Annotated in this window: 14 protein-coding genes and 2 tRNA genes; 9 read left to right on the top strand and 7 right to left on the bottom strand. The window is 74.7% G+C overall.

Features of this window, described 5'->3' with window-relative positions; translation table 11 throughout:
* Window positions 1–32: 32 nt before the first annotated feature.
* The 3 genes from OKX07_RS07325 to OKX07_RS07315 are packed head-to-tail and all read left to right on the top strand — an operon-like array spanning window position 33 to window position 2,814.
* Window positions 33–1,394: a nicotinate phosphoribosyltransferase gene (locus OKX07_RS07325; RefSeq protein WP_265631172.1), complete on the top strand. Its 1,362-nt coding sequence runs from the start codon at window positions 33–35 to the stop codon at window positions 1,392–1,394.
* The gene (locus OKX07_RS07320; protein ID WP_265631171.1) at window positions 1,391–1,987 is read left to right on the top strand and encodes an isochorismatase family protein; all 597 of its coding nucleotides are present in this window, start codon (window positions 1,391–1,393) and stop codon (window positions 1,985–1,987) included. Before OKX07_RS07325 ends, OKX07_RS07320 begins: the two co-directional genes overlap by 4 nt.
* The gene (locus OKX07_RS07315) at window positions 1,984–2,814 is read left to right on the top strand and encodes an NUDIX hydrolase (protein WP_265631170.1); all 831 of its coding nucleotides are present in this window, start codon (window positions 1,984–1,986) and stop codon (window positions 2,812–2,814) included. Before OKX07_RS07320 ends, OKX07_RS07315 begins: the two co-directional genes overlap by 4 nt.
* 12 nt (window positions 2,815–2,826) lie before the next feature.
* Here OKX07_RS07315 and OKX07_RS07310 read toward each other — a convergent pair whose 3' ends face one another.
* A complete protein-coding gene (locus OKX07_RS07310; protein WP_265631169.1) occupies window positions 2,827–4,440 on the bottom strand; it encodes a DUF2079 domain-containing protein in 1,614 nt (537 codons plus the stop codon).
* A gap of 185 nt (window positions 4,441–4,625) precedes the next feature.
* Here OKX07_RS07310 and OKX07_RS07305 point away from each other — a divergent pair, with 185 nt between their 5' ends.
* From OKX07_RS07305 to orn, 3 genes are all read left to right on the top strand, one after another.
* A complete protein-coding gene (locus OKX07_RS07305; RefSeq protein ID WP_265631168.1) occupies window positions 4,626–4,820 on the top strand; it encodes a hypothetical protein in 195 nt (64 codons plus the stop codon).
* A 69-nt stretch (window positions 4,821–4,889) separates the two neighbouring features.
* Window positions 4,890–5,195, top strand: a complete 306-nt coding sequence (locus tag OKX07_RS07300) for a hypothetical protein (RefSeq protein WP_265631167.1) — start codon at window positions 4,890–4,892, stop codon at window positions 5,193–5,195.
* A gap of 130 nt (window positions 5,196–5,325) precedes the next feature.
* Complete coding sequence (gene orn, locus OKX07_RS07295) at window positions 5,326–5,919, top strand: oligoribonuclease (protein WP_416220864.1); 594 nt, start codon at window positions 5,326–5,328, stop codon at window positions 5,917–5,919.
* Window positions 5,920–6,023: 104 nt separating this feature from the next.
* On the opposite strand, the gene OKX07_RS07290 is transcribed toward orn, so the two are convergent.
* The 3 genes from OKX07_RS07290 to OKX07_RS07280 form a co-directional block, all read right to left on the bottom strand.
* Window positions 6,024–6,100: transfer RNA gene (locus OKX07_RS07290), tRNA-His, on the bottom strand.
* 149 nt (window positions 6,101–6,249) lie between these two features.
* On the bottom strand, window positions 6,250–7,173 hold the full coding sequence (locus tag OKX07_RS07285; RefSeq protein ID WP_416220841.1) for an ATP-grasp domain-containing protein: 924 nt from the start codon (window positions 7,171–7,173) through the stop codon (window positions 6,250–6,252).
* A 103-nt stretch (window positions 7,174–7,276) separates the two neighbouring features.
* Window positions 7,277–8,290 (bottom strand): ABC transporter ATP-binding protein, encoded by a 1,014-nt coding sequence (locus OKX07_RS07280; RefSeq protein WP_265631846.1) that lies wholly within the window; start codon window positions 8,288–8,290, stop codon window positions 7,277–7,279.
* A 258-nt stretch (window positions 8,291–8,548) separates the two neighbouring features.
* Here OKX07_RS07280 and OKX07_RS07275 point away from each other — a divergent pair, with 258 nt between their 5' ends.
* The 3 genes from OKX07_RS07275 (at window position 8,549) to OKX07_RS07265 (ending at window position 11,120) form a co-directional block, all read left to right on the top strand.
* Window positions 8,549–9,271 (top strand): ABC transporter permease, encoded by a 723-nt coding sequence (locus OKX07_RS07275; protein ID WP_265631165.1) that lies wholly within the window; start codon window positions 8,549–8,551, stop codon window positions 9,269–9,271.
* Window positions 9,259–10,029 carry an ABC transporter permease gene (locus OKX07_RS07270; protein ID WP_265631164.1) on the top strand — a complete coding sequence of 257 codons (771 nt, stop codon included), beginning with the start codon at window positions 9,259–9,261 and terminating at the stop codon, window positions 10,027–10,029. Before OKX07_RS07275 ends, OKX07_RS07270 begins: the two co-directional genes overlap by 13 nt.
* Before the next feature lie 80 nt (window positions 10,030–10,109).
* Window positions 10,110–11,120 (top strand): glycine betaine ABC transporter substrate-binding protein, encoded by a 1,011-nt coding sequence (locus OKX07_RS07265; RefSeq protein ID WP_265631163.1) that lies wholly within the window; start codon window positions 10,110–10,112, stop codon window positions 11,118–11,120.
* A gap of 42 nt (window positions 11,121–11,162) precedes the next feature.
* Here OKX07_RS07265 and OKX07_RS07260 read toward each other — a convergent pair whose 3' ends face one another.
* The 3 genes from OKX07_RS07260 to OKX07_RS07250 all read right to left on the bottom strand — a co-directional run bounded on the left by OKX07_RS07260 (window position 11,163) and on the right by OKX07_RS07250 (window position 13,346).
* Window positions 11,163–12,725: a dihydrolipoyl dehydrogenase family protein gene (locus tag OKX07_RS07260; RefSeq protein WP_265631162.1), complete on the bottom strand. Its 1,563-nt coding sequence runs from the start codon at window positions 12,723–12,725 to the stop codon at window positions 11,163–11,165.
* 134 nt (window positions 12,726–12,859) lie between these two features.
* Window positions 12,860–12,935, bottom strand: a tRNA-Lys gene (locus OKX07_RS07255).
* A 78-nt stretch (window positions 12,936–13,013) separates the two neighbouring features.
* On the bottom strand, window positions 13,014–13,346 hold the full coding sequence (locus OKX07_RS07250) for a hypothetical protein (protein WP_265631161.1): 333 nt from the start codon (window positions 13,344–13,346) through the stop codon (window positions 13,014–13,016).
* Window positions 13,347–13,402: the final 56 nt, after the last annotated feature.

Raw genomic sequence — 13,402 nt, 5'->3', positions numbered from 1 at the left:
GAAGCGCGCCGGCTTCGTGCTCAGGTGCAATAATGGTCACCATGACCACAGAGGCGAAGGCGACCGCGACCAGCACCGCGATGCTGACCGACCACTACGAGCTCACCATGCTGCGCGCCGCCCTCGCCGACGGCACCGCGCACCACCAGGCGGTCTTCGAGGCGTTCGCCCGTCGTCTGCCCGAGGGGCGGCGCTACGGCGTCGTCGCCGGTCTGGGACGCGTCGTCGAGGCCGTCGAGAACTTCGCGTTCGACACCGCCCAGCTCGCCTGGCTGCTCGACACGGGCGTCGTCGACGACCCCACCGCGGAGTACCTGGCCACCTACCGGTTCCGCGGGAGCATCGACGCGTACCGCGAGGGTGACCTCTACTTCGCCCACAGCCCGGTGCTGACCGTGACGGGCACGTTCGCCGAGTGCGTCGTCCTCGAGACGCTCGTCCTGTCGATCCTCAACCACGACACCGCGGTCGCGTCGGCCGCCGCGCGCATGGTCACCGCCGCCGGCGGACGCACCCTGCTGGAGATGGGCAGCCGCCGCACCCACGAGACCGCCGCCGTCGCCGCCGCGCGCGCCGCGTACGTCGCCGGGTTCGACGCCACCAGCAACCTGCAGGCCGGGTTCCGCTACGGCATCCCCACCCGCGGGACCGCTGCGCACGCGTTCACGCTCGCGCACCTCGACGAGCCGACCGCGTTCACCTCCCAGGTCGCCGCGCTGGGCGCCGGCACCAGCCTGCTCGTGGACACGTACGACACCGCCCAGGGCATCCGGCACGCGGTCGCCGCCGCCGGCGACCTCGGGGCGATCCGCATCGACTCCGGCGACCTGGCCGACGAGGCGCGCCGGGCACGCGCGCTCCTCGACTCCCTCGGCGCGACGGACACGAGGATCACGGTCACCTCCGACCTGGACGAGCACGTGATCGCCGCGCTGGCCGACGCACCGATCGACACGTACGGTGCGGGCACCCGGCTCGTCGGCGGGTCCGGCCACCCGACCGCCGGGATGGTCTACAAGCTGGTCGCGATCGCCGACGCGCCGGGCCCGGACGCCCCGCTGCGGCCGGTGGCGAAGAAGGCGACCAGCAAGGGCAGCGTCGGCGGGCGCAAGGTCGCCTACCGGGCGCTGGACCACCAGGGCAACGCGACCCGGGAGGTCGTCGTCGTCCGCCACCTGCCGGGGGCACCGGAGACCGGGACGGGCCGGCCGCTGCAGGTCCCCGTGATCCGCGACGGGCACGTCGTGCACCGCCCCACCCTGGCCGAGATCCGCGCGCACCACCGCGGGGCGAAGGCCGAGCTCACCCCCCTGGACCTGGACCTGACCCCCGGGACCCCGCGCCTGGCCGCGGACCCGACCGCCCTGGGCAACCTGATCGGAGCCACAGCATGAAGAGCGCCTTGATCGTCGTGGACGTGCAGAACGACTTCTGCGAGGGCGGGTCGCTGGCCGTCGCCGGCGGCGCCGACGTCGCCGCCCGCATCAGCGACTACCTCGCCCGGCGTGGCGACGGGTACGACACCGTGGTGGCGACCCGCGACTGGCACGCACCGCTGCCGGACACTAACGACGGGCACTTCGCCGCCGACGGTGACCCGGACTACGTCACCACCTGGCCCGTGCACTGCGTGGCCGGGACGTCCGGTGCCGAGTACCACCCGAACCTCGTGCTGCCAGACCGCACCGTGCACGTGGTCAAGGGCGAGTCGCGGCAGGACTACTCGGGGTTCCAGGGCCGCGTCCTGGACGCCCCCGACCGCCGGCAGCTCGCCCAGCTGCTGCTCGAGCGGAACATCGCCTGCGTCGACGTCGTGGGCCTCGCGACCGACTTCTGCGTCGCCGCGACCGCCAAGGACGCCCGCCGTGGCGGTGCGACCATCGTCACCGTCCTGACCGACCTGACCGCGGCGGTGTCCGCACCGACGGCGATCCGGGCGCTGACCGACCTGACCGCGCACAAGATCCGCCTGGAGGAGTCGCGATGACCACCGTGGGACGCACGAGCGAGCAGGCCACGGCACCGCAGGGGTACGACCCGCACGACTACCCGCCGTTCGCCGTCACGGTCGACCTGGCGATCTTCACCGTCCGCGACGGTGCGCTCAAGGTGCTGCTCGTCGAGCGGTCCGCGCACCCGTACGAGGGGGCGTGGGCGCTGCCCGGGGGCTTCGTGGACATCGCCGAGGACATCGTCGACGCCGCGTGGCGCGAGCTCGCGGAGGAGACCGGTCTGACCCGCACGGACTGGCACCTCGAGCAGCTGCGCACCTACGGCACCCCGGGCCGCGACCCGCGCATGCGGGTGGTCTCCGTCGCGCACGTCGCGTTCGCGCCGGACCTCCCCGACCCCCAGGCGGGGTCGGACGCCCGCAACGCCCGCTGGTGGGACGTGGACGACCTCAACCTGCCGGGCCTGCGGGGCGGGAACCACGACAGCGACGTCGACGACGCACCGGCGCTGGCGTTCGACCACGCGCGGATCCTCGCCGACGCGTTCGACCGGGTGGCGGCCAAGATCGAGTACACGTCGCTGGCGACCGCGTTCTGCCCGCCGACGTTCACGCTCGGCGAGCTCCAGCACGTGTACGAGGCCGTGTGGGGCGTGCGGCTCGACCGCTCCAACTTCCGCCGGTGGGTGCAGCAGACCACGGGGCTGGTGCGCCCCGCTGCGACCGACGAGGTGCGCATGCCCCTGGGACGCGGCCGACCGGCGGCCCTGTTCGAGGCGCGGACGGACGGGGTCCGGACCCTGCACCCGCCGCTGCTGCGACCGCAGGACGCACGCGCGCTGCGCACCGACGGCACGCGCTGACGGGCGACGTCGTCAGTCGTCGCCGACGGACCGCGCCACCTCGTACCCGTCCTGCACGTGCACGACCTCGAACGGGACGCCCGGGTGCAGGAGCTCGGCGACCTGCAGCACGTCGCCCCACTCCTGCGGCGTCCCGCCGGCCTGCCGGTCGATGAGCAGGTAGTCCGGGACGGGGTTGTCGTTGCCGAGGTAGTACACGTCCGTGCGGTCGACGAGGTAGGACATGAGGCCGACGTCGGTCTCGACGACGGCCCCGTCGGGGATGACCGCCAGGGTGTCGTGCGCCGCCTGCGCGCGCGGGGCACCGAAGTGCCAGCCGGGGTTGGTCAGCTGCCACAGCGGCAGCTGCGGCAGCAGCATGAGCGAGGCCGTCAGCCCGACGACCGGCGCGTACCGGCTGTACCGGCGCAGCCAGCGCACGCGTCCCCGGCGGGCGCGGTCGATGCCGTCGAGCATCGCGAGGTACGCCACGGGCAGCAGCACGGCGCTGTAGTGCCAGGTCGGCTCCCAGTAGCCGGGCTCCGCCGACAGGAACCGCCAGGCCAGCGTCGGCGCCGCGACCAGCACGAACGGTGAGCGCAAGGAGATCGCACCCGTCACGATCACCAGGAGCCACACCGTGTAGCCCTTGGCGGGCGCGTACAGCGCGAGGGGGTCCGACAGCGCGGCGGCCAGGTCCAGCCGCGACCCGTAGGCCCACTCCCCGTCCGGGTTCAGCCACGGGAGCACGACGCGCGTGGCGAGCAGGAACCCGCCGACGCCCCACGCCGTCAGCCACAGCATCGCGGGACGGCGGGAACGCCACGCGAGCACGACGCCCAGCACCGCCGTCGTCAGGCCCAGGTCCTCCTTGACCAGGACGAGCAGCGCACCGGCGACGACGGCCCAGCGCCAGCGCTCCCGCAACGTCGCCGCGAGGGCGATCGCGAGCAGCGGCACGGCGAACGCGATCTCGTGGAACTGCGCCTCGACCGCGTACTGCAGACCCCAGCTCAGGCCGAACGCGACGCCGACGAGCCCGCCCACGACCCGCCCGAGCAGCGGCACGGCCGCCCACGTGACGACCGCCGCGGCGAGACCGAGCAGCACGTTCTGCACGACGAGCAGCGTGAACGCGTGCGGGAACACCGCGTACACCGGGCCGAGGAGCGCGAGCAGCGGGTGGAAGTGGTCCCCCAGCAGGTGGAACTCCGGGCCCTTGATGTGCACGATCGGCGCCTCGAACCCGGCGTACCGCGACGCGAGCTGCGTGAAGATCCCGAGGTCCCACGAGCGGACGACGAACGCGCGCCACTGCGCCAGCGAGTACACGGTGTAGAGCGCCGCGACGAGCAGACCCACACCGGCGGGCAGCGCCCAGGTCCGCGCGAGGGCGCGCGCCCGGTCGGTGCGCGAGGTCCCCGTCCCCGGCTCGAGAGCGGCCAGCTCGGTCGGTTCCGACGGCTCGGCCGGCTCGGTCGGTTCCGACGGCTCGATCGGCTCGGTCGTTTCCGACGGCTCGGCCGGCTCGGTCGGCTCCGACGGCTCGGTCGGCTCGTCGTCCGGTGGCACGTCACCGGGCACGTCCGACGACGACGCGACGACGGCGCCCGTGCTGCCCGTGGCCGAGGGCTCTCGCGACTGCACGGCACCTCCAGCGCGCTGCGTCGACGGGGACCCGCCCCCGGACGCCTGGCATCTTGCCACGACGTCCCGGGTCGCCCGAAATGGGATGACACGGGCACCACCGCTCTGGTGCAGTGGAGTCACCCCACCACCACGAGACGCACCCCGCCCGGGGTGGGTCCCGCCATGCCCACCTGGAGCACACCATGCACCCCCTGAGCACCTACGAGGCCCACCGGCAGGACCAGGTCGCGCTCCTGCGCCGGTCGACTCAGCAGCACGTGCGCGAGCACGACGGCAGACCCCGCGACGACGCCCACGGCCGCCCACCGGATCCGACCCCGTCCCGCGTCGGCGACCGTGCCGTGGCCGCCCGGCCGCGGTGGGCACCGACGACCTGACCCGTGGCACCATGACCCCGTGCTCACGCCCGCCCGCCGCGCCCGCGCCGCGGGCGGGCGTCGTCCGTGATGGGCCGGCACGACGGCGGGACGGCACCCCCGACGGCACCCTGGTACGCACGCACCGGCCAGGTCGCCCTGCGCTGGCTGGGACGGCTGGCGCTGGGGGCTCTCGCCGGCGCGGTCGTGCTGGGGGCGACCCGCTGGGCCGGCACGTCGTGGGAGGCGTCCCGCGCGCTCGGGGCGGCCGCCGCCGTGCTCGTCGTCGCCGCGACCGCGATGGCCGCCACCATGCCCGCGCCGCCGGAACCGCTGCCACCCGCCGGCACCGACCCTCCCGGGACGCGCCGACCGACGCCCCGCGACGACCTGTGACCCCGCCGCGTCCTAGTCTGTCGACGTGACGAGCACCGCCGACGACGCCCTGGCCACCACCGCGACCGCCGCCCCCACGGGCGGCTCCTCCCACACGAGCGCCGACCGCATCGTGTGGGTGGACTGCGAGATGACCGGCCTGGACCTGGTCCACGACGCCCTGGTCGAGGTCGCCGCGGTGGTCACGGACTCCGAGCTCAACGTCCTCGGCGAGGGCGTCGACGTCGTCGTGGCCCCGCCGCCGGAGGCGCTGGCGCAGATGGGCGACTTCGTGCGGACCATGCACACGACGTCGGGGCTGCTGCCCGCCCTCGAGCACGGCGTGAGCCTGGCGGACGCCGAGGCGCAGGTGCTCGCCTACGTGCGCACGTGGGTCCCCGACGCCGGCCGCGCGCCCCTGGCCGGCAACTCCGTCGGCACGGACAAGGCGTTCCTCGACCGCGACATGCCGGGCCTGGTCGGCCACCTGCACTACCGGATCGTCGACGTGTCGTCGATCAAGGAGCTCGCGCGCCGCTGGTACCCCCGCGTCTACTTCGCGGCACCCGAGAAGAAGGGCGGGCACCGGGCGCTCGCCGACATCCTCGAGAGCATCGACGAGCTGCGCTACTACCGGGCCGCGCTGCTGCCCGCCGCCCCGGGCCCCGACTCGGGCCAGGCGCGCAGGATCGCCGCGGAGGTCGTCGCGACGAGCGTCAAGCGGGGTGTGCTGCCCGGAGCGTGACCGCAGCGGGGCCGTCGCGCCGTGGCCGCCGCCGTGACGGACGACGTGGACGACACAGGGCGCCGACCGTGACGGTCGGCGCCCTGTGCTCGTCCTGCTCCTGCTGGGGTGGCTAACGGGACTTGAACCCGCGACCCCCTGGACCACAACCAGGTGCTCTACCAGGCTGAGCTATAGCCACCGCGATGCCGACGGACCGCGTTCCCGAGGGAACGGTCCTGCAGCACCTGGTCCGACGCGAGCGCCGGGCCGACGACGAGTGTAGCGGCTACCGCGGGGCGCGACGTCACGCATACGGCCCGACGGCCGGGTCGGGAGGTGCGGCACGCGTCACAGCCGCGCGAGCACCGCGTCCGCGAACCGCTCGACGGCACCCGGTGCGTGCTCGAAGAACATCGCCGGCTCGGCGAGCTCGACCTCGAGGACCACCGGTCGGCTCTCGTCGTCGGGGATGAGGTCGACGCGCGTGTAGAGCAGCGGCGCCCGGTCGGGGAAGACCTTGCCGAGCTCCGCGACGACCAGGTCACCCAGCGCGCGCTCCTGCTCCGTCGCGTCGCGCGCCGCCAGCACGCGCTCGCGGAAGAGCGCGCCCCCCGTCTCGCCCGCGCGGTACGGACCCTCGAGCAGCGGCTCCTTGCGGACCGCGTGGCTGAACTCGCCGTCGACGTACACCAGCGCGGTCTCGCCCTGAGTGTCGACCTGCGTGAGGTACCGCTGCAGCATCACGCGGCGGCCCACCGCCAGCAGGTTCTTGGCGTGGGTGATCGCGAGCGAGCGCGACGGGGTCTGCCCGGCGTCGTACCGCCCGGTGTCGCGCGAACCGGCACTGACGGTGGGCTTGATCACGAAGTCGCCGAACGCCGGGAACCGGGTGTGGATCGCGCGGGCGTCGAGGTTGCGCTCGGGGTCGAGCCAGATCGTCGGGACGATGGGGATGCCCCGCTGCTCGAGGTCGCGCAGGTACGTCTTGTCGATGTTCCACGCGACGACGTCGGCCGGGTTGAGCAGCGTCGAGGAGCGCTCCACGCGACGCGTCCAGTCCGCGAACTGGGTCGGCCGGTCCGTGTAGTCCCACGTGGACCGGATCAGCACGTGCGGGTAGGCGGACCAGTCCACCGTCGGGTCGTCCCACACCGCGACGTCGGTGGGGACGCCACGCTCGACGAGCGCGGCCCGCAGCGGCAGGTCGTCCTGGTCCAGGTCCGGCAGCTGCGCGCAGGTGGCCAGGACGAGACGTGCGGAGGAGTCGCTCACGCCTGGCACTGTACCCAGGGTGTGTGACGGCCACGCTCCGCCCGTGTGACGCGCAGACGTCCCGACGGCGGCGCTGCGGCCGGACGGTCCCGGGCCGGCGCCGTCAGACGCGTGCGGGGTCCGCGGTGAGGCGGTGCAGCGCCCGGACGACGCTCTGCGCGGAGGCCGTCCCCACGACGCGACCGGACGCGTCGAGGACGGGCAGCGTGCCGCCCGTCGGCGCGGCGGCGACGTCGGTCAGGGCGGCGACCACGTCGCCCAGCTCCATGCCGAGCCGCAGCGCACCGGGCACGCCGTCGCCTCGCCGCTCGCCGGACGCACCCGGTGCGTCGGGCCGGTCCGTCAGGTCGTCGAGGTCGGCCGGCTCGAGCCGACCGAGCGCGAGCAGGCGTGCCGTGCGCCCGCGCCCGACGAGGTCGGCGACCGCGTCCGTCGCCGGACGCGCCACGATCTCCAGCGGCGGCGCGAGCTGCTCGACACGGGCCCCGCCGCTCAGCACGACGACGCGGTCGGCCATGCGCACCGCCTCGTCGATGTCGTGCGTGACCATCATCACGGTCGTGCCCAGGTCACGCTGCAGCCGGATGAACTCCTGCTGGAGGCGAGCGCGACCGACGGGGTCGACCGCGCCGAACGGCTCGTCCATGAGCAGGACGGGAGGGTCGGTGGCCAGCGCGCGGGCGACGCCGACGCGCTGGCGCTCGCCGCCGGACAGCTCGTGGGGCCAGCGCGCGGCGTACCGACCCGGGTCGAGGCCGACGAGCGTGAGCAGCTCGGCCACGCGGTCGCGGGTGCGCCGGCGGTCCCAGCCCAACAGACCGGGCACGGTGGCGACGTTCTGCGCGACCGTGCGGTGCGGGAACAGGCCGACGTTCTGGATGACGTAGCCGATCCGGCGGCGCAGCGCGACGGGGTCGACGTCGGTGACGTCCTCGTCGCCCAGCACGATGCGGCCGGCGGTCGGCTCGACGAGCCGGTTGGCCATCCGCAGCGTCGTCGACTTGCCGCACCCGGACGGTCCGACGAGCACCAGGAGCTCGTGCTCGCGGACGGCCAGGCTCAGGTCGTCGACCGCCACGGCGCCCGCGTACTCCTTGCGCACGGCGTCGAAGCGGATCGCGACGCCGGTCGTGCTGTCCGCTTCGACGGTCGTGTCGAGGGTCGTGCCGTCGCTCGCGCGGACGGGCCCCGGCCGCCCGGGCTCGGCTGCCGGCGCGTCTCCCGGCTCGGACCTCGTCACGGTCACGGACGCTATCGCCCGCCACCGACACGCGCGCGGCGAGGCCCACGCCGTCCGCGGGGCGGCTCCTCCTGGGGCACGACACGTGGCGCGCTCGGCGCGCGGGTGTCACAGGGGGTCAGTAGGTTCGGGCGCATGCCGTCTGGACCGGTCGCGGCCGCCGCCAACCCGTGGTTCTCGTGGGACTACCTCGAGCGCAACGGGGCCGACGTGCTGCGCTACACCGAGCAGCACGCGTCGCTGACGGTCCAGGCCGTGCTCATCGCGCTCGTCGTCGCCCTGCCGCTGGCGGCGCTCGCGCACCTGCGTCCGCGGCTCGCCGGCCCCGTGCTGGCGACCACGGGCGTGCTGTACACGATCCCGTCGCTCGCGCTCTTCGCCGTGCTCGCGCCCGCGACGGGCATCGGACGCACCACGGTGCTCATCGGGCTCGTCGTGTACGCGCTGCTCGTGCTGGTCCGCAACGTCCTCGTGGGGCTGCAGGGCGTCGACCCGGCCGTGCGGGACGCCGCACGCGGCATGGGCTACGGGAGGCTGCGCATGCTCGTCGGCGTGGAGCTCCCGCAGGCGGTCCCCGCGGTCGTCGCCGGCCTGCGGCTCGCCACCGTCAGCACGGTCGCGCTCGTCACCGTCGGCGTCGTCGTGGGCTACGGCGGGCTCGGGCAGCTGATGTTCCGCGGCTTCCGGAGCAACTACCACGCCGAGGTGATGACGGCCACGGTGCTCTGCCTGCTGCTCGCGCTCGTCGCGGACCTCGCCCTCGCGCTGGTCGGACGCCTCCTCACGCCGTGGCAGCGCGCGTCCGGCTCGCGCCGGGCGTCGGCACCACCGCAGGAGGAGTCCGCGTGGACATCCTGACGGAGGCCCTCGCGTGGCTCAACGACCCGCTCAACTGGACCGGGCGCCAGGGCGTCCTCGCGCTGACGCGCACGCACCTCGAGATCTCGGCGGTCGCCGTCGCGATCGCGCTGGTCGTCGCACTGCCCGTCGGGCTGTGGCTCGGGCACCGCGGGCGCGGCGCCACGGTCGGCGTGGTCGTCGCCAACACGACCCGGGCACTGCCCACGCTCGCGCTGCTCACCCTCCTCGCCGCGTCCGGCTGGTTCGGCAACACGGCCACCGCGCTGGCGTGCGCCGTCTTCGCCGTCCCCCCGATCCTGGCGAACGCCGTCACGGGCGTCGGCGGTGTCGACCCTGACGTGCGCGACGCCGCACGCGGCCTCGGGATGTCCGGCACCCGCGCACTGTGGACCGTCGAGGTCCCGCTCGCGCTGCCCCTGATCGCCGCCGGCATCCGCACCGGTGCCGTGCAGGTCCTCGCGACGGTCCCGCTCGCGGCCCTCGTCGGGGGGACGAGCCTGGGGACGATCGTCGTCACCGGGTTCGCGACGCAGCGGTACGGCAAGGCGCTGGCCGGGGGGCTCCTCGTCGCCGGCCTGTGCCTGCTGGTCGAGGGCGTGCTCGCGATCCTCGAGCGCGTCGTGACCCCACCCGGGTTGCGTCGCCGCGGGCACGCCGCGACGGCCGACGAGCGGGCCGACGCCCGACGCCCCCGACCCGTTCGGGTTGCCGCCGCGGGTCGGGACGGATCGAATGGGTCCGCGGCGTCGCCCTGACCTCCGGTCGACCGCTCGCGCGGCCGGCCACTCCCCTCGCCGCACCTCCCCGGCGTCGCACCCATGACAGGAGACACCCGATGCGCACCAGCCCGCGCACCCGCTTGCTCGGCGTCCTCGCCGCAGCGACCCTCGCCCTGACCGCCTGCGGCACGCCCGGCTCGGGCGGCGGCCAGGCGGAGTCCGAGCCCACCGGCTCGTCCGGCATGCCGGCGTGCGAGCCCGTCGCCGGCGAGAGCCTGGTCGTCCTCGAGGACGACCAGGGCCTGCAGAACGCCGACAACATCATCCCGGCGGTCAACGCGCAGGTCGCCGCCGACCACCCCGTCGTCATCGAGCTGCTCGACACCGTCTCCGCCGCGCTCGACACCGACCTGCTCATCACGCTCAACAAGGCCGTCGACGTCGACCGTCGCACGTCCAGCGAGGTCGCGGCGCAGTTCGTCACCGACGAGGGCCTGGCCGCCACCGACGCGACCGTGGGGGCCGGCACGAGCCTGACCGTCGGCGCCGCGAACTTCTCGGAGAGCATCACCCTCGCCGAGATCTACGCGCAGGTGCTGCGCAGCGCGGGGTTCGACGCTCAGGCGCAGACGATCGGCGCGCGCGAGACGTACCTGCCCGCGCTGCAGTCGGGCGAGCTCGCGGCGGTGCCGGAGTACGCCGCCACGCTCGCGACGTTCCTGAACTCGCAGGCCAACGGGGCCGACGCGGAGCCCGTCGTCTCCAGCGACGTGGACGAGACGGTCGCGGCGCTGACCCCCCTGGCCGAGGCCAGCGGGCTCGTCGTCGGTGCGGCGTCGGCCGCGCAGGACCAGAACGCGTTCGCCGTCACCGCGGAGTTCGCGCAGGAGCACGAGCTGACCACGCTGTCCGACCTCGCGGCCGCCTGCGGGGGCGTGATCCTCGCCGGCCCGCCCGAGTGCCCCGAGCGCCCGTTCTGCCAGATCGGCCTCGAGGAGACGTACGGGCTGACGATCAGCGAGTTCAAGTCCTACGACTTCGCGCTCATCGGCGAGGCCGTGCGCTACGGCGACGCGGCCCTCGGCCTGGTCACGTCGTCGGACGGCTCTCTCGCGACCGGCGACTGACGGCGACCGGCGACCGACTCCCGTAGCACCGGGGGCGGCCGGTCACCGACCGGCCGCCTCCAGCAGCCGCAGCCACACCTCGCTCAGCGTGGGGTACGAGGGCACCGCGTGCCACAGCCGTGACAGCGGCACCTCGCCCACGACGGCGATCGTCGCGGCATGCAGCATGTCCGCGACGTCAGGGCCCACGAAGGTGGCCCCGACGACCACGTCCCGTGCGGTGTCGATCACGAGCTGGGCGCGCCCCGCGTACCCGACGGCCGTGATGCTCGCCGCCGCCAGACCGCCGAGGTCGTAGGTGACCACCTCGACGTCGAGCCCGTCCTGCTGCGCCTGGTCCTGCGTCCGGCCGACCCAGGCGACCTGCGGCCGGGTGAACACCACCTGCGGCACCGCGGCCGCGTCCGCCGTCGCCCGGTACCGGCTCCACGGCTCCGCCGACGCCTCGCCCGCCCGCGACAGACCGCGTGGGACGCCCCCTGGGGGGTCGGTGGCGTCGCCTGCCGCGTCCGCGCGGGGGTCGAACCGCGCCGCGACCACGTCCCCCACGACGCGCGCGTCGTACTTGCCCTGGTGGGTGGTCGCCGTGCGGCCCGTGACGTCACCGGCCGCGAACAGCCAGCCGCCGTCGACGCCGGACACCTGCAACCGGTCGTCGACGGTCAGGGCGTCACCGGGCTGCAGGCCCAGCGTCTCAAGGCCGAGGTCCTCGGTCGCCGGCCGCCGCCCCGTGGCCACCAGCACCTCGTCGACCAGCATCCGCTCCGGTGCGAGCTCGCCGGTCCGGCCGTCCGTCACCGGTCGGTGCTCGACCACCAGGTGCACGCCGTCGTCGTCGCGCGTCGCCGAGACGACCGACGCACCGAACGCGACCCGGACGCCGCGGTCCACCAGGGCGCGGGCCACGGCCTCGCCCGCGAAGGGCTCGGCCGACGGCAGCAGCCCGCTCCCCCGCACCAGCACGGTGACCTCGCTGCCCAGGTCGGCGAACGCGGTCGCCATCTCGGTCGCGACGACGCCGCCGCCGACCACGGCGAGCCGGTGGGGCACCGTGTGGGCCGAGGTCGCCTCGCGGCTGGTCCAGGGACGCACGTCCGCGAAGGTCCCGGGCACGACCGCGGCCGACCCCGTCGTGACGACCACGGCCCGACGCGCACGGACGGCCCGGCTCCCGCCGTCCGCCGACTCCACGACGAGGGTCCGCGGCCCGGTGAACCGGGCGTGGCCGCGCAGCAGCGTCAACCCCGCACCCTCGACCCACGCGACCTGACCGGCGTCGTCCCAGTGGGCGGCGACCTCGTCACGGCGCGCGAGCACCGCGGCGACGTCCAGCGCGCCGTCGACCGCACCGTCCGCCCCGGGCACCGCACGCGCAGCGGACAGGACGTCGCCCGGGCGCAGCAACGCCTTCGACGGCATGCACGCCCAGTACGAGCACTCCCCGCCGACCAGCGCGGACTCCACCACCGCGACGCTCAGCCCGGTGCGCGACGCGCGGTCGGCGACGTTCTCGCCCACCGCACCGGCACCCAGGACCACCACGTCGTACTCGTCCACCACGTGGCCGTCGTCCACACTGTCGCCGTCGTCCACCACGTCGCCCATCGCTCCTCCGTCCGCCCCGGTCACGCCCATGGTGGCGCGTGGTGCGTGCGAACGCCTGGCGAGCAGAGCGTCGGCGTGTCCGTGACGGGACACGACGAAGCCCCGTCAGGACGGACCTGACGGGGCTTCGTGGCTGGTACGCCCCCCGGGACTCGAACCCGGAACCCGCTGATTAAGAGTCAGCTGCTCTGCCAGTTGAGCTAGAGGCGCGCGGCTGGACGAGATTAGCAGGATCTGCGGGGCAGGTGCGAACCCGATGCCGCACCCCGCGACCGGGTGTGACCACGCTCACGCACCGTCGGTGTCCGCCTCGGTCGGCTGCTCCCACCACCGGTCCTCCGGGAGCCCCTCGGCGGCCAGCAGCTCGTCCGACGTCTCACCGGAGGGCCGCAGCAGGTCGACGAGCAGCGTCAGCGGGACGTGCTCGGCCAGCAGCTCCTCCGCGTGCCGGACGGCCTCCGCGTCCTGGTCGGCGTCCGGGTCCGCATCCGTCGGCAGGGCGGGGGGCGTGTCGGCCGTGGGCTCGGCGGTCGCCGACTCACCGGTCGTCGGCCCGTCGGTCGGCGGTGCACCGTCGACGTCGGGTCCGTCGTCATCGGCCGTCGCCGGGTGCTCGTCCACGGTCCTCCTTCGTCTCCCGCGGGAGCGGCTTCACCCCCGACCCTGTCATCGGACCA

Source organism: Cellulomonas sp. S1-8, assembly GCF_026184235.1.
Lineage (GTDB): Bacteria > Actinomycetota > Actinomycetes > Actinomycetales > Cellulomonadaceae > Cellulomonas.
The sequence above is the reverse complement of the archived record's forward strand: the minus strand, read 5'-3'. Positions and strand labels throughout refer to the sequence as shown.